20 protein-coding genes are annotated in these 25,108 nt (G+C 64.3%); 9 read left to right on the top strand and 11 right to left on the bottom strand.

Annotated features, from left to right (window positions below):
• The first annotated feature begins 14 nt into the window (after positions 1–14).
• Complete coding sequence (locus JSS27_09085) at positions 15–1,160, top strand: DNA topoisomerase IV subunit A (protein MBS0209093.1); 1,146 nt, start codon at positions 15–17, stop codon at positions 1,158–1,160.
• 65 nt (positions 1,161–1,225) lie between these two features.
• Here the strand turns inward: JSS27_09085 and JSS27_09080 are convergent, their stop codons facing one another.
• The gene (locus tag JSS27_09080; protein MBS0209092.1) at positions 1,226–1,558 is read right to left on the bottom strand and encodes a P-II family nitrogen regulator; all 333 of its coding nucleotides are present in this window, start codon (positions 1,556–1,558) and stop codon (positions 1,226–1,228) included.
• 92 nt (positions 1,559–1,650) lie between these two features.
• Positions 1,651–2,028 (bottom strand): (2Fe-2S)-binding protein, encoded by a 378-nt coding sequence (locus JSS27_09075; GenBank protein MBS0209091.1) that lies wholly within the window; start codon positions 2,026–2,028, stop codon positions 1,651–1,653.
• Between the two features lie 307 nt (positions 2,029–2,335).
• Between JSS27_09075 and JSS27_09070 the strand changes: the two genes are divergently transcribed.
• From JSS27_09070 to JSS27_09060, 3 genes are all read left to right on the top strand, one after another.
• On the top strand, positions 2,336–3,010 hold the full coding sequence (locus JSS27_09070) for a carbonic anhydrase (GenBank protein MBS0209090.1): 675 nt from the start codon (positions 2,336–2,338) through the stop codon (positions 3,008–3,010).
• A gap of 184 nt (positions 3,011–3,194) precedes the next feature.
• A complete protein-coding gene (locus JSS27_09065) occupies positions 3,195–4,085 on the top strand; it encodes a hypothetical protein (protein MBS0209089.1) in 891 nt (296 codons plus the stop codon).
• 559 nt (positions 4,086–4,644) lie between these two features.
• Complete coding sequence (locus JSS27_09060) at positions 4,645–5,283, top strand: hypothetical protein (protein ID MBS0209088.1); 639 nt, start codon at positions 4,645–4,647, stop codon at positions 5,281–5,283.
• 469 nt (positions 5,284–5,752) lie between these two features.
• Here JSS27_09060 and JSS27_09055 read toward each other — a convergent pair whose 3' ends face one another.
• Genes JSS27_09055 through JSS27_09045 form a run of 3 tightly spaced genes read right to left on the bottom strand, consistent with a single transcriptional unit; the run spans position 5,753 to position 10,552 of the window.
• Positions 5,753–7,207, bottom strand: coding sequence for a DUF1501 domain-containing protein (locus JSS27_09055; protein MBS0209087.1), 1,455 nt, complete (start codon positions 7,205–7,207; stop codon positions 5,753–5,755).
• A complete protein-coding gene (locus JSS27_09050; protein MBS0209086.1) occupies positions 7,197–9,947 on the bottom strand; it encodes a PSD1 domain-containing protein in 2,751 nt (916 codons plus the stop codon). The genes JSS27_09055 and JSS27_09050 overlap by 11 nt, the downstream gene beginning before the upstream one ends.
• On the bottom strand, positions 9,944–10,552 hold the full coding sequence (locus JSS27_09045) for a GntR family transcriptional regulator (protein MBS0209085.1): 609 nt from the start codon (positions 10,550–10,552) through the stop codon (positions 9,944–9,946). Before JSS27_09045 ends, JSS27_09050 begins: the two co-directional genes overlap by 4 nt.
• 87 nt (positions 10,553–10,639) lie before the next feature.
• Here JSS27_09045 and uvrA point away from each other — a divergent pair, with 87 nt between their 5' ends.
• The 3 genes from uvrA (at position 10,640) to JSS27_09030 (ending at position 15,606) form a co-directional block, all read left to right on the top strand.
• Entirely contained in the window at positions 10,640–13,618 is a 2,979-nt protein-coding gene (gene uvrA / locus JSS27_09040; protein MBS0209084.1) for an excinuclease ABC subunit UvrA, read from the top strand.
• Positions 13,619–13,626: 8 nt separating this feature from the next.
• A complete protein-coding gene (locus JSS27_09035) occupies positions 13,627–14,517 on the top strand; it encodes a hypothetical protein (GenBank protein ID MBS0209083.1) in 891 nt (296 codons plus the stop codon).
• 90 nt (positions 14,518–14,607) lie between these two features.
• Positions 14,608–15,606 (top strand): ThiF family adenylyltransferase, encoded by a 999-nt coding sequence (locus tag JSS27_09030; protein MBS0209082.1) that lies wholly within the window; start codon positions 14,608–14,610, stop codon positions 15,604–15,606.
• Between the two features lie 186 nt (positions 15,607–15,792).
• On the opposite strand, the gene JSS27_09025 is transcribed toward JSS27_09030, so the two are convergent.
• The 3 genes from JSS27_09025 to JSS27_09015 form a co-directional block, all read right to left on the bottom strand.
• Positions 15,793–17,304 carry a sugar ABC transporter ATP-binding protein gene (locus tag JSS27_09025; GenBank protein MBS0209081.1) on the bottom strand — a complete coding sequence of 504 codons (1,512 nt, stop codon included), beginning with the start codon at positions 17,302–17,304 and terminating at the stop codon, positions 15,793–15,795.
• 92 nt (positions 17,305–17,396) lie between these two features.
• A complete protein-coding gene (locus tag JSS27_09020) occupies positions 17,397–18,584 on the bottom strand; it encodes an ABC transporter permease (protein ID MBS0209080.1) in 1,188 nt (395 codons plus the stop codon).
• Entirely contained in the window at positions 18,581–19,675 is a 1,095-nt protein-coding gene (locus tag JSS27_09015; GenBank protein MBS0209079.1) for a substrate-binding domain-containing protein, read from the bottom strand. The genes JSS27_09020 and JSS27_09015 overlap by 4 nt, the downstream gene beginning before the upstream one ends.
• A 50-nt stretch (positions 19,676–19,725) precedes the next feature.
• On the opposite strand from JSS27_09015, the gene JSS27_09010 reads away from it, so the two are divergent.
• Entirely contained in the window at positions 19,726–19,974 is a 249-nt protein-coding gene (locus JSS27_09010; GenBank protein MBS0209078.1) for a hypothetical protein, read from the top strand.
• A 1-nt stretch (position 19,975) separates the two neighbouring features.
• Positions 19,976–20,932 carry a serine/threonine protein kinase gene (locus JSS27_09005; GenBank protein MBS0209077.1) on the top strand — a complete coding sequence of 319 codons (957 nt, stop codon included), beginning with the start codon at positions 19,976–19,978 and terminating at the stop codon, positions 20,930–20,932.
• Between the two features lie 43 nt (positions 20,933–20,975).
• Here the strand turns inward: JSS27_09005 and JSS27_09000 are convergent, their stop codons facing one another.
• The 3 genes from JSS27_09000 to JSS27_08990 form a co-directional block, all read right to left on the bottom strand.
• On the bottom strand, positions 20,976–22,319 hold the full coding sequence (locus tag JSS27_09000; protein MBS0209076.1) for a (Fe-S)-binding protein: 1,344 nt from the start codon (positions 22,317–22,319) through the stop codon (positions 20,976–20,978).
• Complete coding sequence (locus tag JSS27_08995) at positions 22,306–23,499, bottom strand: FAD-binding oxidoreductase (GenBank protein ID MBS0209075.1); 1,194 nt, start codon at positions 23,497–23,499, stop codon at positions 22,306–22,308. Before JSS27_08995 ends, JSS27_09000 begins: the two co-directional genes overlap by 14 nt.
• Positions 23,500–23,664: 165 nt before the next feature.
• Positions 23,665–25,104 (bottom strand): FAD-binding protein, encoded by a 1,440-nt coding sequence (locus JSS27_08990; GenBank protein ID MBS0209074.1) that lies wholly within the window; start codon positions 25,102–25,104, stop codon positions 23,665–23,667.
• Positions 25,105–25,108 lie beyond the last annotated feature (4 nt).

Below are 25,108 nucleotides of genomic sequence, written 5' to 3'. Positions count from 1 at the left end.
AAGCCAAACGCCTTATGGCAAAGAAGCAAGCTGCAAAGGCCGTCGCCACCGCGACCCTGTCGACCAAGGACAAGAAGACGATGGGGGCCCTGCGCGGCATGGCCAACGACGTCGAGCAAAAGGCCGAAAACGGCCGCGCGCCCCACCTCGACGTCCCCAGCCGGTCGCTGTCGAACGTCCGCTACAACAAGACCAAGAAGTTCATTGAAATGGGCTCGGGCACCAATCGCCGCGAGCTGTTCAACCTGTCCCAAGCCAAAAGCTACATGCAGACGCTGCTGGTCGGTAGCGGCTGCAAAAAGCTGATCGATCAGGGCAAGACGACCAGCTTGCGCGGTCTGTACTACATGCTCAAGCACTCGATCGAGGGGACCAAGGAAGAAACCTTCGAGGGGCAGGAAGAGTCGGACTCGATCATCGAAGACGTGGAAGTCACGCTCAACGCGCTGCGCGAAGAGATGCACCTCTACGCCAGCAACCGTGGCAACCTGGTTGGGCCGATCACCCTGGTCGACAACGGCGACACGATCGACTGTACCCGAATGGGAAGCGCCGGCTACAGCATTCCGTCGATCTGCGAGCCCGACGTGATCGAGCTCGACCCCCAGAAGTGCCAAGCCGATTTCATCCTGCACGTCGAAAAGGACACGGTCTGGCGCCGCTTTGCCGAGGACAAGTTCTGGAAGAAGCATAACTGTATCGTCAGCCACGGCGGCGGTCAGCCCCCGCGCGGCGTGCGCCGGTTGCTCCATCGGCTGCACAACGAGCTGAAGCTGCCGGTCTACTGTCTGCTGGATAACGACCCGTGGGGATACTACATCTACAGCGTCTTGAAGCAGGGCTCGATCAACCTGGCCTTCGAGAGCGTGCGGATGGGCATTCCCGACGCCAAGTACCTGGGCCTGCGCAGCATCGACTATGACCGTTGCGAGCTATCGAACAGCGTGAAGATCAACCTCAACGACCAGGATATCAAGCGCGCCAAGCAGATCGCCGAGTATCCCTGGTTCAAGGAAAAGAAAGCCTGGCAGAAAGAAATCGAGCGGATGCTCAAGAACGGCTTCAAGCTGGAAGTCGAATCGCTGATCTCCAAGGACATCAGCTACGTGACCGAGGAATACGTCCCGGCGCGATTGAAGGAAAAAGATTGGTTGGATTAGGAGCGATTAGCTATTAGCGACTAGCGATTCGACCGGAGCAGAGACGATCGCTTCGCGCCTTCTCTCTACCCCCCCACTCTGCCACCCCGCAACTCCCCCACTTCCTTCCCTGCGGGCAGCACGAAAATCTTCCCGTCTCCCATTCGCCCGGTCCGCGCCACTTCGACGATCTTGCGGATCACTTCCTCGACGCGGTTGTCCTCGACCCACAGCTCGATTTCCACCTTGGGAAGAAACGCCAACGAATATTCGCTGCCGGCGTATTGATCGAGATAGTTCTTCTGCCGGCCATAGCCCTTCACTTCCGTGACGCTGACGGCTTCGAGCGGTGCTCGCTTCAGACTGTCGAGCACCTTCTCGGCCAAGTACGGCTTGACGATCGCCACCACCTGTTTCATGTGCGGCCGCGCGGGACTTGAAGACCAGGATATCGAATCACGGGCGTGGGCGGGCGGCGCGTTACGAAATGAAAGTAGCGTAGCAACGCGAACTAGCTAAAAAAGTTATCGCCGAACAGGTTGAACTCGGGGCAAGTCACCACGTCCATGTCGCCGTTGACCTTCACACAGCAAGCCAGCCGCATGTTCGCTTCGTTGCCGATATACGCGAACGCGCCGGCGCCGACCTTGAAGGTGATCTTTTCCATCGCCCCCATCTCGCTGGCGTTTTCCAGCCCCTTGGTGATCAGCACGCGACAGGTGCCGCAATGTCCCAGCCCGTGGCAGTTGAACACTTCGTTCAGCTTGGCGCCGAACCCATTCAGACCGTTGTACAGCTTCACCCCCGCCTGCATCGCTTCCGTTCGCAGGTTGGCCCCCTCGGGAACATTGATCTGCTTCTTCTCGGTAACGAAGTTGACCACAGGCATGGGCAGCACCTTGCATGAACGAAAAGATATGATCTGACCCGCCGGCGCGCGAGCCGCGGTCGGAGCGCTATCGCGCGCCGTGCCGCGAAACCAGCATCTTACCCGTCGGCCCCGGTTTGTTAAAGACGGCCGCGCGAGCGGGGTCATTCGCGGGTTTTTCCCACATTTTCCCGGGTCAAGAGCCTGACGGCCTCGGCCGTCGCGACCCTATAATATCCCCGCGCGCCGCCCGACGCCCCGCGTTCCGTCACGCGCGGCGTACTCGTCAGGCATCGTTCCCATCACCCTCGTTGGAAGTCAGCACGACATGGAAAAGCTCATCCGCGGCATTGTCGAGTTTCGCGAACACCTGCTCCCCGAGTACGTCGAGCGCTTCGGAAAGTTGGCCTCGCGGCAAACGCCCGACGCTCTGTTCATCTCATGCTCCGACAGCCGCGTCGTGCCCGACCTGGTGGCCTCGACCGACCCGGGCGACCTGTTCGTGACGCGCAATGTCGGCAACCTGGTGCCGCCGGCCACGTACGAGGGGCACTCGACCGGCGATGTCTCGGAAGCCAGCGCCATCGAGTTCGCCGTGCTGGTCCTGAAGGTCAGCAGCATCGTCGTCTGTGGCCACTCGGAGTGCGGCGCCATGAAAGCCACGTTGGCTGGCGTCTCGGCCGACGAAACGCCGAACCTGGAGCGCTGGCTGCACCATTCGACCTCGGCGGCCATGCGGCTGGCCAACGAAGGCCCCTTGGACCCGACGATTGAACTGCACGACCAGCTTTCCCAACTCAACGTCCTGGTGCAGTTGGAAAACTTGGGAACCTATCCACTGGTGCGCGAGCGCATGCAGACGGGCAACTTGCGGCTCTTCGGCTGCTGGTTCAATATCGCCACCGGCGAGATGCTGGCCTATCGCCGCGAGACACGCCGCTTCGAGCCGATCGACCGCGACCACGCCGAACGAATGATCGCGGCATTGCACAGCAAGGCGTAGAACCTTCGACATGCACACTTTAGTGGGTAGCGCCGGCAACTGGTTGTCGGTGTCGCGCGGCGACAAGAGGGAATCGAGCGCCGTCCCGAGCCCTCTTGCGATGGCGACAAACGACCTTTAGCCCCCGGTGATTCACCGGGGGCGTTCGACTCACAACCGCGTTCAACTCCGCTTCGCGCCAAAAATGCCGCATCGCGCCGCCACCTACTTCTGGGCCGACATCATCCCGCTCAGTTGCGAATACTGGCGGTTTTTGCTGCACGTGACGATCGCCTCGTTGCCGTTTATTGGACTGTCGCTGTTCGCGCTCTACTTCGACGCGGTGACGCCCTTCCCGCTTTCGCTCGGCATCACCCCTTACGAAGTCGGCGGCGGCGTGCTGGGCGTGCTGCTGGTGTTGCGGACCAACTCGGGTTATGACCGCTGGTGGGAAGCCCGCCGGCTGTGGGGTGGTATCACCAACCAGAGCCGAGCGTTGGTGTCGGCGGGTGTGGCCTATGCCCCCGCCGGTGCGTGGCGCGAGGAACTGGCCCGCTGGGTGGTGCTCTATGCCCATGCCGTGCGGCGCAATCTGCGCCGCGAGCACGAACTGCCCGAGGCGGCGCGCCTGCTCGGTGCCGACGTCGCGGCCCAGGCGATACCCGACGTGACGCAAGCCCCCTTGTGGATCAGCACCCGAATCGCCGAGCTGTTGCAACAGACGGCCGCGCGCGGCGAGTTGTCGACCGCGGCCCATCTGCAAATGGAGCGCGAGCGAATCGGCCTGGTCGATCACTGGGGCGGCTGTCAGCGGATTCTACAGACGCCGTTGCCCCGGGCCTATGCGATCGTCGTGCGGCAGTTTCTGTTTGTTTTCTTGGCGACCTTGCCGTTCGGCATTCTACAAGACGTGCATTGGCTGGCGCCGCTGGTGACCATGTTCGTGGCGATCCCGATGTTGGCCATCGAAGAAATCGGCACCGAGCTACAAAACCCGTTCGCCACAAAGAACATCAACCACCTGCCGCTCGACGACATCTGCACAGGTCTCGAGACCAGCCTGCTCGAACTAGCCACCGTGAAGCAGAGCGCGTAGACATCGCTACCCAACAACAGCGCTCCCATCATCACGGAGCATGAAGCAACCCTTCTCCCCCCGGGAGAAGGTGGCCGAAGGCCGGATGAGGGTCAACGCCGCGCAATGCTTAAGGCCGAGACTTGGTAGGCCACTCCCGTAGGATGCACTCCATGCACCTTATACTCCGCTGCGGGCGCGGGAAGTGAATCAGGCTGATAGCGGCACTGACCGTGGTGGCGAATCGTTTGGCATTTGGCCAGGACACTCAATCTAAGGTGCAGAGAGTACACCCTACCAGGCTAGCTCGCTGGTGCGGCTGACACTAAACTAGGAACCGTTAAGTCCTTATTCCAGGAGAACTTGTCCGCTTAATGAAACAATTCGAATGACGCGCGTGCGTCAAGTTTGCTGCTTCGCAGAAACGACCAACCTGAGCCGTAAGGCTCTTGAAAACAGAAGCGGCGCTTGGACCGCGCCTCCGCAAGGGGGCGTCGGCCGGTGCTGTTCTGTTTGCCCCTTGGTCGGGGTTCTGCGAGCGGCGTTGGTTCGACGCTCCTTTTTATTTGGGGTACACCTCATGGCCGTTCGAGAAAAGAGTCTGCCCGTCGCCATTGGTTTGAACTTCGTACTGGTTGGTCTGGGTTACTTCTACATGGACCGGCCATTCTCAGGCATCGGTTGTCTGCTAATCGCAATCTACACCTATGCCGGATATGGACTATATGGGTTGCTGGGATCGTGGCTGTCTCTGAATCTGGTGATGCTCATCGACATGCTCATTCTGCGTAGCATCAACAAGCAAGAGGTAGCAGCAGCCACCACCAAGAAGTGCCCCAATTGTGCCGAGACAATAAAGCTCGAAGCGCGGGTTTGTCGCTACTGCCAGACCAAGCTATTTAGCTCGAACGCGGAACAAGTCGATATGTCCGCGATCGCCAGTTTCAACAAGGGCCAGCAGAGTCCTACCGCAAGTATTGATGATCTGGTGGGTGATTGGGAACCGGAAGCCGAAGCGAAGACGGAACCGTTAGCGACACCCGCCCCAGTCTCCGTATCACCACCGTCGGAAGCCGATCGCTATTTGGCCCATGCCAAGGATGTTCTGCAAACCGATCCCAAACGAGCCGCGTTGGTCTGCCGGACCATTATCAAACGCTGGCCGGACACGACGGCCTCCAAGAACGCGACTCGATTGCTTGAGGAAAAGCTAAGCTAGGCGGGCGCCGTTTGAAGTGGAGGGTGGACCCTCATCCGGCCTTCGGCCACCTTCTCCCCGGGGGAGAAGGGTTGACGCCGGCCCGCAATTCGTCAGTTGTCAGTAGTCCGTGGCCAGTTGCACCCTGGCGGAATCCGGGTGACGCTGCGCGCCGATCTGTCGGCGGCATTCGAGTTCGAGCGTCATTCCCGCGCAGGCGGGAATCTAGACGCCAACCGTCACCACTAGATTCCCGCCTGCGCGGGAATGACGGCATCCGCATGACAAATGCCTAAACTCCATTCACCTGAAATTGGCCCACGAGTTCTCTTTGCCCACCTCAGCGGTTTTCTCTGCGCCCTCTGCGCCTCTGCGGTTCAAACTGCTGCCGCATTTCCGGCGTCGTGACCGTCGTGCCGTCGTGGTTGAATGCTCTTCATCATTCGTCATTTCCTACTCTGTGCCTTGTGGTTCAATTGCCTGGCCACCGCTACCCCAGCAGCTCTTTAATCACTTCCCCGCCGGTTTGGCTCAGTTGCTTGAACCGCCCTTCGTGAAAGTAGGTCAACTGGTTGTCGCTCAGCCCCAGCAGGTGCAGCAACGTCACGTGCAGATCGCGAATCGGATGCACCGCCTCGACGGCCGTGGCCCCCAACTCGTCGGTCGCGCCGATCACTTGCCCGCGCCGCACGCCCCCGCCGGCCAGCCACATGGCCATCGCCCGCGCGTTGTGATCGCGGCCGGCCGCCTGGGCGCCGCCGCGCACGCCATTGTCGGGCGAACGGCCAAACTCGCCGCACCAGACGACCAGCGTCTCGTCCAGCAGCCCGCGCTGTTTCAAGTCTTCCAACAGCGCCGCGATCGGCTGATCGACCGAACGAATCCGCGCGCGATGAGACCGCTCGATGAAATCGTGCGAGTCCCAGCCCCCCGAGTAGACCTGCACGAAGCGGACCCCCTGCTCGACAAGCCGCCGCGCCAACAAACACCGCCGACCAAAGTCGTCGGTCTCGCGCTGGCCCATGCCGTAGCGCTGGCGAGTGGCTTCGCTCTCTTGTCCCAAATCGACGATCGCCGGCACGTCGGCCTGCATCCGAAAGGCCAGCTCATAGGCGTGCATCCGCGCGGCCAGTTCGTCATCGTGCGGATGCCGGGCCCGATCCGCCTCGTTCCACTCGGCCAGCAAGTCCAAGTTCCGCCGTTGTAGCTCGGTGGTCACGCCGCGCGGCGGTCGCAAGTCCAAGATCGGCGAGCCTGCCGCGCGCAGCGACGTCCCTTGATAGAACGCCGGCATGAACCCGTTCCCCCAGTTCGCGGCCCCGCCTTGCGGATAAGCCGCCTCGGGCAGCACGACGAACGCCGGCAGATTGGCGTTCTCGCTGCCGAGCCCGTACGTGACCCAGGCCCCCAGCGCCGGGTCGCCGCCGAACTGGTTCCCCGTGTTCATGTGATAACAAGCCGTCGGGTGATTGATCGACTGGGCCTGCAAGCCGCGATAGACGCACAACTCGTCGGCCACGCGCGGCAGGTGCTCCCAGACGTCGCACATCTGCAGGCCCGACTGGCCGACCTGGCGAAACTTGAACGGGCTTTGCACGTAGTAGCGTTGGCCACTGGCCATGGCCGACGCGAACTTATCCTGGCGCTCGAAGGCCTGCATGTGGACATCGTTGAGCTTCGGCTTGGGATCGAACGTGTCGATGTGGCTGGGGCCACCCTCCATGAACAGCATGATGCAGGCTTTGGCCTTGGCCCGATGATGCGCCGGCTTGGCCGCCAATGGGTTCACGCGCTCGGCGTTTGCATCACCACCCGACTTCGCGGCCCCGTCGATCTTGCGCGCTTCGTCGGCTTGCAACAACGTATTCAGCGCCGCCGTCCCCAGCGTGGCCCCCAGGCCATAGAGAAACTCGCGCCGCGGTGGCACAAAAAGTTTAGCGCACATAAAGAAACTCGTTCGAGTTGAACAGCACCAGACACAACTCCGCCAACGCCCGCGTCCCCGGGCCGACATCCCACGGCTTCAAGTCCGACTGGAACGACTTCATCCGGTCGAGCATTTCATCCCAAATGAACGGCTCGCCGGTCATCTCCTCGATCATCTCGCGCCGCACCGAGCGCGGCGGGTCGACGCGCTGGGGCTCGTGCTGTCGATGCCAAGCAGTCATCCGCTCGACGTGCTCGACGGCACGAGCGGTCTCTTCGGCCCGCGGCGCGCGACCATAAACCAATTCAAACGCCCGGGCGATTTGCGCCGGCCGATCCGACGCCTCGCGTTCCAGTCGCGCGGCCAGCGCCAACGCGCGATCGTGGGCTTGTTGAGCATTGAACAGCGCGAACACTTGGGGCGTGACGGTCGTGTTGTCGCGGCACTCGCACGAAGTGTCGCTGACCGGCTGGTTGAAGACTTCGAGCATGGGATCGGCCAGCGTCCGAATGCGAAACGCGTAGAGCGTCCGCCGGTGCCGCTCGCGCGGATCGGTCGCCGGTTGATAGGCCGGCGCGACCGAACCCATAATGTGGCGCGGCTGCATCGCCACTTCCCAGTTCAGCTCGACGAACACGCCCGGCCCGCCCAGCCGCGGGTTCAGCTCGCCGGTCGCGGCCAGCATGGCGTCGCGAATCTCCTCGGCCGCCAACCGGCGACGCGGATAGTACGACAGTCGCGCGTTCCGCGAGTCGGCCTGGGCCACCGCGTTGGCGTCGACCGGGTCGCACCGCCGCGCGTACGCGTCGCTGGTCATGATCAGCCGGTGCAGCCCCTTGATCGACCAGCCGTGGTCAATGAACCAGGTGGCCAGCCAATCCAATAGCTCGGGATGGCTCGGCCGAGCCCCCATCTTGCCAAAGTTGTTCGGCGTGGCGACCAACCCGTGGCCAAAGTGCTGCTGCCAGACGCGATTCACAATCACGCGGGCCGTCAGTGTGTTCTCACCGCTGGCAATCCAGCGCGCCAGCGCCAATCGACGCCCCTCGACCGCGGGGGGGACGCTGTTCCAGGCGCTCGGTTCCGCGCGGCTGTTCGAGTGGGCCACCGCCGACAAGACGCCCGACTCGACCTTATCGCCCGGCGCGTCGAGCGCCCCGCCGGTCAGGATGCAGACGTCGGGCGCTTCGCCGCGGCGTTTGGCCTCGGGGGGCATGTCGTTATTGAGTCGTGGCGAGAAGTAAAGCCGCGGCGCGCCGCTATAGACGCTGAAGGCGATCGGCTCGTACCGCTTCAGCTCGCGCTCGAGGTACGACTTCCGCTTCTCGGTCACCTTGAGCGTGCTTTTCTCGATCTCGTCCAGGCCAACCAGACGGAGCTTCTGCTGCTCGTCGCCCGATAGCTCCTTGATGTCCTTCACGCCCCACTCGGCCAGAACCCGTTCGAGGGCCGCCTTGGTCTTGGCGGTGATCGCGTCGCTGGTCGCTTCGCACTCGGCGATCAAGCGCCGCAGGCGGGCCTGCTCCTCGCTGACGTCGCCAAGCTTCTCGCTGGCCAGGAACGGCACGCGACGATCGGTGAGTTGCGTCGGGGCAAAGACCGCTTGCAGCCGATAGTAGTCGCGCGTCGGCACTGGATCGAACTTGTGATCGTGGCACGACGCGCACCGCAGCCCCTGCCCCAGGAACGTCACGCCGATGCCGTGCGTGACGTCGTCCAAGAATTGCTGCCGCGTCACGGCCGCCACGCTCATCGAGGTGTGTTCCCACGGCCCCATTCGCAAATAGCCGACCGCGATTTGCAACTCGGGATCCTTGGCGTCGAGTTCGTCGCCGGCGATCTGCTCGACGATGAACCGGTAGAACGGCTTGTCGGCGTTGAAGCTGCGAACCACATAGTCGCGATAGCGCCAGGCGTTCGGCCGCTCGAAATCGTTGGAAAAGCCGCTGGTGTCGGCATAGCGCACCACGTCCAGCCAGTGCCGCGCCGCTTGCTCGCCATAGTGCGGACTGGCCAGCAGCCGATCGACGAGCTTCGCGAATGCCTCGGGCGCGTCGTCGGCGTCGAAGGCCGTCACATCCTCCGGTCGTGGCGGCAGCCCGAGCAGATCAAATGTCGCCCGCCGCACGAGCGTTCGCCGGTCGGTGCGCGGGGCCGGTTGCAACTTGGCCTCAGCGATCTCCTCGTTGAGGAACGCATCGATCGGATGCGCGGCCCCTTTTGGCACCTGCGGGCGCTGGATCGGCAGATAGGCCCAAATCTCGTCGGGCTTGTAGCGGCGCTGATTCCAGGCCTCGCTCAACCCACCGCTGGTCGACACGAGCGTCCCTTCAGCTTGTTGGTCTTCTGGCGCGGCGGACTTGCCCGCGCGCGCTTTGGGCCACGGGGCGCCGGCTTCGATCCAGCGTTCGATCGAGGCGATTTCATTCGCCCCCAATCGGTTGCGGGCCTGAGGGGGCATCCGCAGTTCTTCATTGTCCCAGAGGATCGCTTGGTAGAGCAGGCTTTCGCGCGGCTTCTTCGGCACCAGCGCCGGGCCCGAATCGCCGCCGCGCAGCAACGCCCCCCGCGAGCGCAAGTCGAGCCCCCCTTCCAGCTCCTTACCGTCGCCGTGGCAGCCGAAGCATTTTTCGCGCAGTACCGGCAACACTTCGCGCTGGAACAACGGCTCGGCATCAAGCGGCTCGGCGGCGTGCGCCACCGCAGCCACGAAGATTGAAACACAAGCGCTGACCGCCGAACGCAACGTGAGGCTCATACGATGTTCGCCTCCAGCGCCGCGAGCGCGGCCGCGCGATCGCCGGCCCGAACCGCGTTGAAAACGGCCAGGTGTTCTGGGTAGACTTCGCTCAGCGATTCGTGCCGCGAATAGACCAGCAACATCCGCGAGACGATCGGCAGCCAGACCGCCACCAGGTCGGCGTCGCCAGTCCGCTCGATGATCCAGCGGTGGAACGCCATATCGTGTTCGATCACCCCGGCAAAGTCGTTGGCGTCACAGGCCCATTTGAGCCGATCGAGGATCGAATGCCACGAGGCCAGCGCCGGCTCGTCGAGCTCGTCGAACACCAAGTCGAGCGCGAACCGTTCGATCTGCCGCCGCAGGGAAATCACCAACGGCCGCAGCGTCTCGCTCGGCCCGCCGTGAACCCGAACGCCGCAATTTGGCTCGGCGACCAGCAGACCTTCCTGGGTGAGTTGCAGCAGGGCGTCACGAACCGGCGACCGGCTGACACCGTAGCGTTCGGCCAGCTCGACTTCGCGCAGCGGATCGCCCCGACGCACGCGCCCCGACAAGACTTCTTGCCGCAGATGATTGGCGATTTGCTCGCGAATGTTGCGAAAAACGACGGGAGATGCCATGAGCGGTGCGACCCTCGTTCGGATGGCAAGTTTTCCACAACATAACAATACCTAAACTTCAACGCGACAAAAACTTGTATGAATTGTATGCAAAATACAATCGATGTACCAAACTCCTTTTCATGGGCCAACTTAACGCTCCCCGCGCCGCTAGTCCCTTCGCCAGCACTGGTCTACGATGGCAAGTTGCGAAACCCTGTCCTTGAGCCCAGAGAGTTGCCCGTGCCCGAGCGTGTCATCGCGCTGCGTCGCGTCGAAGTTCACAACTTGCAGCAAGTGGACCTCGATCTGCCGCATTATCGCTGGATCACCTTCTGTGGCCTGAGCGGCAGCGGTAAGAGCAGCCTGGCGTTCGACACCCTCTATGCCGAAGGCCAGCGGCGGTACATCGAAAGCTTCTCGGCTTACACCCGGCAATTCCTCGAACGCCTGGAAAAGCCCGCCGCCGAGCGGATCGACGGCCTGCCGCCGGCCATCGCCATTGCCGCCGACAGCTCGACACGCTCGAATCGCTCGACCGTCGGCACGGCCACCGAGACGCACGACTACCTGCGGCTGCTGTTTGCCCGCATCGGCCGCGTGATCTGCCGCGGCTGTGGCCGCTGGATTCGCCGCGAGTCCCCCGAAACGATCGTCGATGCCTTGCGGCGTTTGCCCGAGGGAACGCGGTTTCTGTTGGCCTTTGAATCGCACGCCGAAGAAAGCGACGGCACAGCGCCGCTGGTCGAACGGCTCCGCAGCCTGGGCTTTCAGCGCGTGATCGCTGACGAAAAAACCATCACGCTCGAACAAGCGCCGGCCGATTGGAACCCCGAGAAGGTATTCGTCGTCGTCGACCGGCTGACCGCCGGGGCGCAAGGCGAAACCCGGCTGCGCGACTCGCTCGAGACGGCGCTCGGCCACGGCGCGGGACATTGTTCGGTCTGGCTACCGGCCGAGGTGCGTACCGAGGTCTTGCCCGCCGGCGTGCCCGCGACACTCGACGGCCAGCCCTGGCGTCGGCTCGGCTTTGGCACCCAATTGCGCTGCGACGATTGCGGCATCGATTACCCCACGCCCGAGCCGCGCCTGTTCAGCTTCAACAGCCCGCTCGGCGCGTGCGCCGAATGCGAAGGGTTCGGCAATGTGATCGATCTGGACTGGAACCTGATCGTCCCCGACGCGAGCAAGTCGCTAAGAGAGGGGGCGATCGCGCCGTGGAACACGCCGGCCTACGAGCATGAGCTGAAAGAGTTGTTGGCGCTCGCCCGCGATTACGAGCTGCCCGTCGATGTGCCGTTCGGCAAGTTGACCGAGGCGCAAAAGGCGCTGATCGTCGCGGGCGTGCCCGAGCGGAAATTCGGCGGCCTGAACGGGTTCTTTGCCTGGCTCGAGCGCCGCAAGTACAAGATGCACAACCGCGTCTTTCTCAGTCGTTGGCGCAGTTATCGCACGTGCCCCACGTGCGAAGGCCGGCGGCTGAACGCCGACGCTTTGTCGGTGCGCGTGGGCGGCAAGAATCTGGCCGAGCTGTCGGCCATGAAAGTCGGCGACGCGCTCGGCTTCTTGAAAGCCCTGGAACTGAGCAACCACGAGCGGCAAGTGGCCCGGACCATGCTCGAACAGGTCCAGTCCCGGTTGAACTTTCTGGTGGTGGTGGGGCTCGACTATCTGACACTCGATCGGTCGTTGCGGACGCTGAGCGGCGGCGAGTCGCAGCGCGTGGCGCTGGCCTCGGCCATCGGCAGCAGCCTGGTCAACATGCTGTACGTCCTTGACGAGCCGTCGGCCGGGCTGCACCCGCGCGATACTGACCGGTTGATCGGCGCGATCCGCGGCTTGCTGGCGCGACAAAACACCGTGATCGTCGTCGAACATGAAGAGGCGATGATCCGCGCCGCCGATCAGGTGGTCGAAATTGGTCCCGGCGCGGGCCAGCGCGGCGGCCGCGTCGTCTTTCAGGGGACGCCCGAGGAAATGATCGAGTCGCCCGACAGTCTGACCGGCGACTACCTGGCGGGACGCCGGATCATTCGCAGCCCCCAGCGCCGCCGCACGCCGAACCACGGCTGGATTCGCCTGGCCGGCGCGCGGGGGAACAACCTGAAAAACCTGACCGTCGAGTTTCCGCTAGGAATGCTCTGCGTGGTCACGGGCGTGAGCGGCGCCGGCAAGAGCACGCTGGTGCAAGACACGCTGTATCCGGCGCTGTGCAAACGAATGAAGAAGGAGACGACTCCGCCATTGGCGCACGATGACGTGCTGGGGGACGGTCAGATTGGCGACGTGGTGCTGGTGGATCAAGCGCCGATCGGCCGTTCGCCGCGCTCGAACCCGGTGACCTACATCAAGGCCTTCGACGAAATCCGCGCCGTCTTTGCCGCGACCGTTGACGCCAAAACCCGCAACTACACGGCCACCCATTTCAGCTTCAACAACGAAGCCGGCCGTTGCAGCCAGTGTGAAGGGGACGGCTATATCCAGGTCGACATGCAGTTCCTAGCCGACGTGTTCATGAAATGCAGCCAGTGCCACGGCCGGCGCTATCGCCGCGAGATTCTCGACATCAACTATCGCGGCCGCAACATCGCCGACGTGCTCGATATGACCGTTCGCGAAGCGTTCACGTTCTTTCGCGGCCACGCCAAGGTGCAAGCGCGGCTCAAGCGGCTGATCGACGTCGGACTCGACTATCTGCGGTTGGGACAGCCGGCCAACACCTTGAGCGGTGGCGAGTCGCAGCGGCTGAAACTGGCGGCCTATATCTCGGCCGCCAAGCGCGGGCGGACGTTGTTCCTGTTGGACGAGCCGACCACGGGGCTTCACTTTGCCGACATCGTGCAGTTGCTCGATTGCTTCGAGGCCCTGCTGGCCGTCGGACATTCGCTGATCGTCGTCGAGCACAACCTGCACTTGATCAAGTCGGCCGATTACCTGATCGACCTGGGCCCCGGCGCGGCCGACGAAGGGGGCGAAGTCGTCGCGACGGGCACGCCCGAGAACGTGGCCCGACAGTCGCGCTCGATCACGGGACGTTACCTGGCCAAAGCGTTGGCCGAGGCCCAGCAAGCCGCGGCCAGCGTCTAGGATCGAGCATGCCGATGTCACCACTCGATCAATTGCGCGTCGTCTCGACCGTGGCCAGCGCGGCCTCGGCGCGCGTCTATGTCCAATTACCGCGTGCTGATGATGACGCATTGGCGATCAAGGGAACGCTGACGGGGCCGTTTTGCCGCGGGCATCACACGCTGACGGCGCGGATGCCGCTGGTGGACCGCGGCCCTGGGCCGACCGTGCTGGCCGAAGGTGTCGTCGTCGACCCCTGCCCTTGGACGCCCGACGAGCCGTTCTTGTATCAGTTGGATGTCGAGTTGTGGCGCGGCAGCGAGCGCGTGGCCGAGGCGCGCCGCACCGTCGGTCTGCGCGGCATCGAGCTGCGCGGCGGCTGGCTGCGACGCCAGGGCAAGCCTTGGGTGCCTCGCTGTGTGCCGTATGCCTGGGGCGACACGCACGATTGGAGCGAATGGCGCGCGGCAGCAGCCGTCGCCATCGTGCGGTCGCCGAGTGACGAGCTTCTGCACGCCGCGACTGAGTATGGCGTAGCCCTGGTGGTCGAGTCGGATCGGGCCGACACCGAGACACTGGTACGATTGGCTGAATGCCCCGCCGTGGCGATCGTGGTGTTGTCGCGCGATGCGTTGCTGGACGAAGACGCCCGCACGGTGGCGCGTCGGTTGATTCTGGCCGGGCGTTCGACGCCGGAAGCGCCGGGTCAACCGGCCGCTTGGGAGCAACTGGCCTGGTGCGTCTTTGATCGAGCCGACGAACTGGCGGCGCGGCGGGGCGCCTGGCCGGCGTCGCTTCCCTTGGTGGGCGCGCAGCGGCTGGTCGAATCGCTCGACTTGACCGCGGCGCGCGCCGCGTGCGACCATGCCCAAGGGCTGTTAGCCGGGCACGTCCAATGTGCCGGCTTTGCCGTGGTTTGAACTGCTTTCTGAACCGTTGTGGATAGATCGATCCCGATGTCGCACGCCGAAGCTGATGACGATCCGACCCTGGCGCGATACTCGCGACAGATGCGTTTCGCGCCGATTGGCGTCGAGGGTCAGCGCCGCTTGCGCGCCTCGCGCGTGCTGGTCGTCGGCTGTGGCGCGCTCGGCGGGGTGCTGGCCGGGACGCTGGCCCGAGCGGGCGTGGGGCAACTGCGACTGGTGGATCGCGACTTTGTCGAGCTGACCAACTTGCAGCGGCAAGCGTTGTTCGACGAAGACGACGTGGCCCAGGCGTTGCCCAAGGCCGAAGCGGCGGCCGCCAAGCTGCGGCGGATCAACTCCGACATCACCATCGAGCCGATCGTGGCCGACGTCACGGCCGAGAACGTGGCCGAGCTGTTCGCCGGCGTCGACGTGGTGCTGGACGGGACCGATAACTTCGACACCCGGTTCTTGTTGAACGACGCGGCGCTGCGCTACCAACGGCCGTGGGTCTTTGGCGGTTGCATCGGCGCCGAAGGGCAAACGATGACGATCCTGCCGGGCGAGACGACGTGCTTGCGATGCATAGTGCCCGAGCCGCCCGAGCCGGGGACGACGGCGACCTGCGACACGGCGGGAATCGTCGCGCCGATCATCAACGTGATCGCTTCGATCCAGGCGCTCGAAGCGATCAAGCTCTTGACCGGCCAGCGCGACGCAGTGCAGCGCGAATTGCTGGTCGTCGATCTGTGGACTAACCGCTGGCGCCAGATGCGGATCGACCGAGCCGCCACTTCGCCGACGTGCCCCGCCTGCCAGGGGCGCTATGACTGGCTCGATGGCACGCGCGGCAGCCAGACCGTCGTGCTGTGCGGGCGCAACTCGGTCCAGGTGCGCGGCGCGGCGGGGGCGCGACTCGACTTGGACGAACTGGCCGGCAGGTTGCAAGGCCTCGCAACCGTCGAGCGCAATCGCTTCTTGCTACGGGCGCGCGTCGACCAATACCAGCTCACGATCTTTCCCGACGGGCGAGCGATCATCACCGGCACCGACGACCCCGTCACGGCGCGGACGCTGTTTGCCCGCTATGTCGGCGTGTGAGCACGCATCTTACCCTTCTCCCTCCGGGAGAAGGTGGTGAGCGCAGCGAACCGGATGAGGGTCCACGTGGCCCAATGCGACGCGTTTGAAGGAGGCGACGGTGACCCTCATCCGGCCTTCGGCCACCTTCTCCCGAAGGGAGAAGGGCTGGTGCGCGCCGTGTGATGAAGGCGCGCATCTTGAAACTCACGCCACGCGGTTCGTGGCGGCTTCCATGATTCGCTGCTCGGTCGCTTCGGCCCGCGAGAATTCGCCGGTCAGCCGCCCTTCGCATAGCACGACGATCCGATCGCAGAGGGTCAGCAACTCGGGTAGCTCGCTCGACGTGACGATGATGCCCAGGCCCGAGCGGCACAGTTCGTCGAGCAACCGGTACAATTCGGCCTTGGCGCCCACGTCGATGCCGCGCGTCGGATCGTCGAGCAACAACAGCTTGGGGCGCGTCAACAGCCAGCGGCCGATGATCGCTTTCTGCTGGTTGCCGCCGCTTAGACTGGTAATGGCCGCTCCGATGCCGGCGGTCTTCACGTGCATCCGCTCGGCCATCTGCTCGGCCAGCTCGGCTTCGCGGCGCAGGCTGAGCCAACCGCCGCGGGCCGCTTCGCGCAACTGGCACAGCGAGATGTTCTGGCCGACATTCATCTTGTCGAACAGGCCAAGTCGCTTGCGGTCCTCGGTCACCAGCGCCACGCCGGCGCGGCAAGCGTCGGCCGGGTGCTCGAAGCGAACCGGCTGGCCGTCGAGGACAATCTGACCTTGCGGCCGCTCGGGGCTGGCGCCGAACAGGGCTTCGAGCAACTCGGTGCGGCCGGCCCCCATCAGCCCCGCCACGCCCAATATCTCGCCACGGCGGAGCGCGAAGTTGATGTTTTGCAAGCGCCAGGCCCGGGCGTGTCCGCGCCAGGGGAGCGCGAGCTGATCGACCTTGAGCAACGTCTCGCCCGGTTGCCGCGCGCCAAAGTGGGTGGCTTCGAGCTCGCGGCCGACCATCAGGTGGGTCACCTCGCGCGGGCTGGTTTCGGCGCATTCGAGCGTGCGGACCAGTCGGCCGTCGCGGAGGATCGTGATTCGATCGGCCAGGCGGAACACCTCGTCCATCTTGTGCGAGATATAGAGGATTGTCACGCCGCGTTGCCGCAATCGCTCGATCACGCGGTAGAGCCGGGCGACTTCGGCCTCGGTCAAGGCGCTGGTCGGCTCGTCCATGATCAGGACTTCGGCCCGCAGCGACAGGGCCTTGGCGATCTCGACCAACTGTTGATCGCCCACGCGCAGGGCGCCGACGCGAGCCCGCGGGTCGATCGGACATTCAAGTTCGACGAACAGTCGGGCGGCGGCGGCTTCCATGGCCCGCTCGTCCAGGCGGCCGAACGATCGGCAGAGCTCGCGCCCTAGGAACACATTGGCGGCCACGCTCAACTGCTCGACCAGGTTCAACTCCTGGTGAATGATGCTCACGCCGGCGCGCTCGGCATCGCGGGTGCCGGTGAACTGAACCGGCTGGCCGTGCAGGCGAATCTCGCCGTCAAAGCCGACGATCACGCCCGCGAGGAGCTTCATCAGGGTGCTTTTGCCGGCACCGTTTTCGCCGCAGATGGCGTGCAGCGAGCCGGTCTTGACCTCGAACGAGACATCATCGAGCGCGAGCACGCCGGGAAAGCGCTTGGCAACGTGTCGGATTTCGATGATGTGAGGCATGGAAATAAACGATAAACGCGAAACGATCAATGATAAACGATGACGTGAGATACGATCACTTTGCCTTTACTTCATCGTTCATCGTTTCCACTTTATCGTTTCTTGCTTTCCAGCACGCGGCAGGCGATCAGCAGCACCAGCGCCGCCGAGAGCGAAGCAATGCCAACATTGCGCCCGCCGATCAGCGCGCCGAGCAGGCCGGCCAGCAGCGACAGCAACAATACGGCCACGGCGCCCAATGGCCCGGCAAAGAATTGTTTGCGCAGCGCGCCGGCCTCGCGCAGCTGACTGGCCGCGACCGCCAAGACCACGACCACGCCGACAATCATGCCTTGGTAATGGTCGGCGCCGCTTTTGATCACCTTGTTGATACCGTCCGAGACGACTCGCAGGAACAAGCATCCCAAAACGGTGCCAGGAATCGTGCCAGCGCCCCCTTGCAGGCTGCATCCGCCAACCACCGCGGCGGCAATGGCGTTGAGTTCGGCGGTGTTGCCCATCGTTTCCGGCGCGGCGGTTCCTTCATTGGCGATGTAGAAGATGCCGGCGATCGAGGACAGGGTCGCGCCGATGCAATAGGCCAGCCATTTGAGTCGATCGGTGCGAATGCCGCTCAGCCGGGTTGCCGCTTCATTGCCGCCGAGGGCATAGAGATGCCGCCCCACCACGGTTCGGCTCATCAACACCCAGACCGCCAGTGCCAGGACCGCGAAGGTGACCACCGGAATCCAGTTGGATTTGGTCAAGTAGCGAAACTGTCGATTGCCCACGTCGATTTGCGAAGCATGCGCCGTGACGTTCAACACGACCACCCGCGCCAGGCTGCGCAAACCGACCAGCGTGGCCAACGTGGCGATGAACGGCGGCAATCCAATCACCGTAATCAGCCAGGCGTGCAGACTGCCGACCAGCAGCCCGACGCCGATCGTCACGGCGATCGCCGCCGCGATCACGCCCAAGCCGATCGGCTCGACCGAGTTCATTTGCGTCGGAGCCAGCAACAACATCACGGCCGCGCAGATGCTGCCGCTGAACGCGATCAGCGAGCCGCACGACAGATCGATCCCGCCGGCGATGATGACGACCGCGCTCCCCAGGGCGAAAATGCCCAGGATTGACGCATCACGGACAATGTCGATGGCGCTGAGCTGCGGGAAGTGCAGGTAGTTGCGCTGAGGATCGAAGGCCAGCGTCAACAGCAGCACCACGACAATGGCCAGCGCCAAGGCCACTTCGCTACGTCGCCAAAAACCTGACCGGGCAGAACTCGATGTGCTCATGAGCCTTCGAGTCCGTACTTCGCCAACCACGCTTTGAAATCGGCCAGCGTGAGGAATTCCGTCTTTTTGCCGAACATCTCTGGTTTGAGCGGCGTGGCGCCGTTCGGCACGACCAGCTTCAACCCAGTCTCGAAAATATCTCCCCCAGGCTGCCCACGGTTGGGATACATTTCCTTGATGATCGCGTCGTTCTTTTCGCACAGCGCGGCCATCAGGCGCGCCGATTGAAAGCCAATCTCGTACGGATTCTGCACCATCATGCAATCGAGCAGCGACTGTTCCATGCTGGTGATGCTGGTGGGCTCGGCATCGAAGGTCACGGCGGTGTACTCGGCGCGGCAGTTGCGCTCGACCAGCACGTCGACGATTCGTGGTCCGTTATACGACCACAGCCCCACCAAGGTTTTGGCCTGGGGATGATTGGTGATCGCGTTTCGCACGTTCTCCAGCGCGCGCGAGCGATTCATGTCATCACCCATGTTGTCGACCAGCTTGAACTTTCCGCCGGCCCCTGCGACAACGCCGTTGCGACGATCGATGGCATTCTGCGAGCCGACACGGCCGACGAATGTCACCATTTCACCCCCCGCGGGACGCAGGTTCTTGATCGCCACGCCCAGCTCACGGCCAGCGGCGATGTTGTCGGTGCCGATAAAACCGAAGCGGGCGTCGGCTAATGTGGCGCGGTCGACGTCGGCATCGCAAGCGACCACATGGATGCCCTTCGATTGCAGGTTGCGCATCTCGTCCGCGATGGCCACATTCGCGGCATCGGTGACCGAAATGCCCACGGCGACAATATCGCGCTGAGTCGCGTACTGGCGCAGCTTTTCAATCTGCCCCTTGGGCGTGCCGTCGTTGACCTCCATTTCGACCTTCAGACCCCGATCGCCCAGCTTCAATTCCTTCTCGGCGGCTTGCAGGCCGGCGCGGCAGGCGTCCCAGTACGGCGATTGGCCGTTGGTGACGAAGATCATTCGCTTGACGCCCGGCGACGACGAACCGCCCGAGTCACCCGACGTGCAACCGGCCGGACTGGCGAGGAACAACGCGATCAACAACAGCGAACCAGCGCGGGCGAGCGACTTCATCGTGGTGTTTCTCAACGGTTGGCGGGCGGCGGCTTGATGGATCGGCGGCCGTGACATTTCGCGCTCGGAAATGGGACCGCTGGGCCTGCGACGTGGCGGTCCCGGCGGCGCGCGAAGCTGTTACGGAAGTTGTGATTTTAAGAGCCATGCCGGCGCGCGGCAAGCGCCGCGCCGCACGCCCGCTACAACTGTCGCCGCCGGCCCGCGAAACGCGGTTCCGGCTGGCGCGCTTGCACCGGACGTTCTTGCCCGCGGGCCGCAGGTCAACTCGGACGCCCTGGCTGGACGAATCGGCTTGATATGCCGCACCAGCTTCCCAGCCCGACAGCCCGCGTGGTCCGAACCGGTGGCGTCGCCAGCGCCGCCGAGGGGGCCGCGCCGCGCGTCGATTGCTGGGAATTGATGCGTCGCGCCGCCACCGGGGCGCTGACCGATGTCTATCGCGCCCGGGCGCGCGGCCAAGCCGCCGTGTACGCCACCTATGCCGTCAAGATCCTCAGCCCCCGGGCCGAGAACGGGGCGCTGGCCCGAGCGCTATTGCGGCGCGAGGCGATTGTGGCGTCACAGGTCACTCATGCTCACCTGCTGCCGCTATTGGCCCAGGGGTATGACCACCCGACGCCGTTCCTGGTGTTCCCTTGGCTGGCTGGCGAGTCGTTGGCGCAGCGAATAGCGCGCGTGAGCGAGCCGCTACCGCTGGCGCACGCCCTATGGTACGCACGGCAGATGGCCGAAGGTCTGGCGGCGCTGCACGCGGCTGGCTGGCTTCACGGCGACGTCGCGCCGGCCAACGTGATGATTGGCCCCCACGGGCATGTAACGCTCGTCGATCTGGGGTTTGCTGAGCCGCTCGGGCAACATGCGAGCACGAACAAAACGACGCCGCGCGGCACGCCGGCTTACATCGCCCCCGAGCAACTCACCGCCGGGCGCGTCGACGCGCGGAGCGACTTGTACAGCCTGGGCGTCGTGTTGTACCAGATGTTGACTGGCCGACTGCCGCTGGCGATCACCGATCGGGCATCGCTGGTCGCGGCTCATCGTCAAGGTCGAGCGGCCGACGTGAGGGAACATTGCCCCAACATTCCGCGCGAAGTGGCCAAGTTAGTCAACGAGCTGCTCAGCAAGCAACCGCTGCGCCGGCCGGACAGCGCCATGGAAGTCGTCGCCCGGCTCGCGGCACTCGAAGTCGCCGCCTTCACCGAGCGCGGCACGATCGCGCTTGCCGACGCTCGCAAGCTGCGCATTGACGGCTAGACCACCCTCATTCATCACTCAGCACTCATCATTCATCACTCGCTCACACCGGCGGCGGCAAGTGCCGGTAGCTCCGATCGAGCAAGTCGATGGGATGAGCGATCCAGAGGGGTTCGTGCCGCGTGTGAGCCTCGCGCATGATCTGCAGCAGGCAGCCGGCATTGGCCGTCAGCACCGCCCGCGCGCCCGTGCTGAGAATGTTGTCTAACTTGCGGCGGGCCAGCCGGGACGCCATCTCGGGCTGGGTCAGGTTATAGGTTCCTGCCGCGCCACAGCAGATTTCGGTCTCGGGCAGCTCGCGCAGTTCGAGCCCGGGAATCGCGGCGAGCAGTTTACGCGGAGCGGCGCGCACCCGCTGGGCGTGCAGCAAGTGACAGGCGTCGTGATAGGTGGCGACCATGGGCATCCGCCCGGTCGGCGCGATCAGCCCGAGCGAATCGAGAAACTCGTGAACGTCGCGGACCTTGTCGGCCAGCGCTTGGCGCGCTGGCTGCGCGGCGTCGTGCCAGTGGTGGCCGTAATCCTTGAGCATCGCGCCGCAGCCCGCCACGTTGACGATCACCGCGTCGACGTCGGCGGCGTTGAAGGCGCGGACATTCTGGTCGGCCAACTCGCGGGCCGGTTCGCCGCTGCCAGCGTGATAGTGAATCGCGCCGCAGCATTGCTGAGTGCGCGGCACGACCACGTCACAGCCGTTCTGCTGCAAGACTCGAGCCGTGGCCCAGTGGGTGGGACGGAAGACCGCGTCGGCCACGCAACCGGTGAACAGGGCCACCCGCGCGCGGCGCGGGCCAATGGCCGGCAAGAACTCGGGTAACTCAGGCTCGGCGGCGGCGAGCGTCGGCAACATTTGCGAAAGTTGCCTGAGGCGAGCCGGCAGCAATCGAAACAGCCCCAGCCGTTCGGCCAGCGCGACCAGCCCCAGGCTTTGCGCCACGCGCATCGGACCGAGCAGCAACTGCATCCGACGTGGCTGAGTGAACAGGCCGAACAGAATCCAGCGGTGGAACCAGTCGGGACCGGCGTCCCCCTCGACCTGCTGCTGCATGGCCACGCGGAACGGCTCGATCAGCTTGCCGTACTGGACGCCGGCGGGACAGGCCGTCTCGCACGCCCGACAGTCGAGGCACAACTCCAAGTGGCGTCGCACGTCGTCGCCAAGTTCGATCCGCCGATCGGCGATGGCCCGCATCAGGTAGATGCGTCCGCGCGGGCTGTCGTTCTCGTCCCCCAGCTCGCTGTACGTCGGGCACGCAGCAGTGCAAAGGCCGCAATGGACGCAGTCCTGCAGCAAGCGATACTCGATGGCGTCGCCCGGGTTCGGCGCGCCGCCGGGAGCCGCGGACGTCGCAGGGGGCGCGACGACGGGCAGTTCAGTCGTTTTCATAGATGAATCGCCCGGGGTTGAGCAGTCGCTGCGGATCGAATTGTTGCTTGACGCGTTCCATGTAAACCATTTCGCCCCGCACGCCTCCCCACCAGGCCGGCCGCGTGAAATCGTCCGCCGTGGCCGCCGACCAGACGTGGGCGTAACCGCCGCAAGCGTGCGCCGCCGGCTGCAGTTGCTGGAGCAAGAACTTGCAGGCGCCGACCGCGGGAATCTGTCGGAATTGGGCAATGACGATCCCGTTGCCGGCGTGGGCCTGAAAAGCAGCCTGATCGTCGAACGTGCGCAGTTTGTCGAGCAGCGTGCAGACTTGGCTGGGGCGCACGCTGAACTTCACCACCAGCGGCACATCGCCGGCCGGCAGCGAAAAGTCGGTCAGCTCTTGCCACGCGCCGGGCTGTTGCTCGAGCTGATCGATGACGGCCAGTTCTTCCGCGAGCGCTTCGCGAGGCCACTCGGCCTGCAAGGTTTCGATTTGCCAGGCGACCTCGGCGGCCGAGCCTTCAAAGCCGACGATAAAGCGCCACTCGTCGCCGAATTGATTGCCGTACAGAAGTTCGACCGCCACCGGTGTCGCCAGCGAAGTATTAAGCGCGGCCAACAGCTTCTCGGCCGCGGCCAGGTTCACCGGCCGGGCGACCAGCAGGGCGCTGGCCTCGGGCAGCGGACGGACCTTGAGCGTGACCTGGGTGATGATCCCCAGCGTGCCCAGGCTGCCGACCAGCAGCTTGCACATATCGTAGCCGGCTACGTTCTTCACCACGCGGCCGCCACCCTTGAACAGCTTGGCGTTGCCGTCCACGGCGGAAATGCCGATCACGTAATCGCGCAGCGTGCCAAAGCCGAAGCGTCGCGCGCCGCTGTAGTTGGTGGCGATCAGGCCGCCGAGGGTCGCTTGCTCGGCGAAGGGGGCGTCGATGGGCAACCGCTGCCGCTGCTCGGCCAGGATCGCGGCCAGCGACTGCATGGTGATGCCGGCTTCGACCGTGATGGTCATATCGCGCCAGGGATAGTCGATCACCTGGTTCAAGCCGGCCAACTCGACGCTGTAGCCGGGCTTGCGCGCGGGCAGACCGTAATCGAGCGCCGTGGCGCCCCCTTCGGGATAGAGCGCGGCATCGGTGTCGCGCGCCGTATGCACCAGTTCAATCACATCGTCAGCAGAAGCAATAGCGAGCATGCGTTACAAAAAGTCTTGTTGTCAGCCCCGAACCGTTCACCATTTCGCACTGGTGGGCAAGCCACCAGTGGCACCCAAGCCAGAGTGACCTGACTCCCATTCATCACTCAGCACTCATCATTCATCACTTCCGTTCATCGCTGATCGTTTCGCGTTTATCGTTTCTTAAACCGCCGCTCTCCGCCCCGGATGACTCCGCTCGGCGCTGCACGCTCCGGCGGTGGGAAGCATCTTCTTTGGGCTTAATAGCCCTTCCGAATTGAACGCTTGGCGCAGCCGGCTCATGGCGTCCAGATCGTCGGCCGTGAACATCTTGGGCATGAAATCGATCTTCTCGATGCCGATGCCGTGCTCTCCGCTCACGCTGCCGCCACAGGCCAGGCACTCGTCCAGGATCTCGTTGCTGGCGTCCAGGGCGCGGCGCATTTCGTCGGCGTTCTTCTCGTCGAATAGCACGATCGGGTGCAAGTTGCCGTCGCCGGCGTGAAACACGTTGACCGCTCGCACGCCGTGCCGGGCCGTGATCTCGGTGATCTTGCGCAGCATGTGGGGCAACCGCGTCCGCGGCACCACGCCATCTTGGGTACAGTAGCTGGGGCTGATCCGTCCCACCGCGCCGAAGGCTTGCTTACGGGCTTTCCACAGCGCGATCCGCTCGGCCGGCCCGTTGGCGTGACGCACCTCGCGGGCGTGATGGGCCTGGCAAATGGCCGTGATTCGTTCGCGCTGGGCGTCGAGTCCCGCTTCCAGCCCATCGACTTCGATGATCAGGATCGCTTGCGCATCCAACGGGAAGCCAAAGTGGAACGCCTGTTCGAGCGCTTCAAGAATGCCGTGGTCCATCATCTCGAGCGCGGCCGGGATGATGCCGGCGGCGATGATGTCGCTGATTGCCGCGGTGGCGTCGTCACAACTTTCAAAGATGCCGAGCATGGTGCGGACGCTCTGGGCGTCGCGCGTCAGGCGGACCCAGACTTTCGTCACGACGACGAGGGTGCCCTCGCTGCCGACCAGCGCGCCGGTCAGGTCGAGCCCGGGCAGATCCTCGCTCGGCCCGCCGAACTCGCAGACCGTGCCGTCGGCCATGACCGCTTCGAGCCCCAGGACATGGTTCACGGTCACGCCGTACTTCAGCGTGTGCGGCCCGCCCGAGTTGGTGGCCACGTTGCCGCCAATGGTACAGCTTCCCTGGCTGGACGGATCGGGGGCGTAGTGAAAACCTGTCCCGCGCAAGCGCTCGGTGAGCTTGACGTTCACCACGCCGGGCTGCACGACGGCGTAGCGATCGCGGAGGTTGATCTCGACGATCTCGCGCATTCGTGTCAGGACAATCAACACCCCGCCGCCGACGGGCAAGCTGCCACCGGCCAGCCCCGTGCCGGCGCCGCGAGGCACGAACGGCACCTGCCGGCGCCGGCAGAGCAGCACGATCTGCCTGACATGTTCGGTCGTGCGCGGAAACACGACCACGTCGGGCGTATCTTTCTCGACGACGAACCCGTCGCACTCGTAGACGAGCATCTCGCCGGCCGCGGACAGAACGCCGTCGGGGCCGACAATGCGGCGCAGCTCGGCGGCCAGTTCGCTGATTCCGGCGATGCTCATCGGG

It is taken from the genome of Planctomycetota bacterium, from assembly GCA_018242585.1.
In the GTDB taxonomy this organism is placed as follows: domain Bacteria; phylum Planctomycetota; class Planctomycetia; order Pirellulales; family PNKZ01; genus JAFEBQ01.
This window is presented reverse-complemented; position numbering and strand designations above follow the sequence as displayed.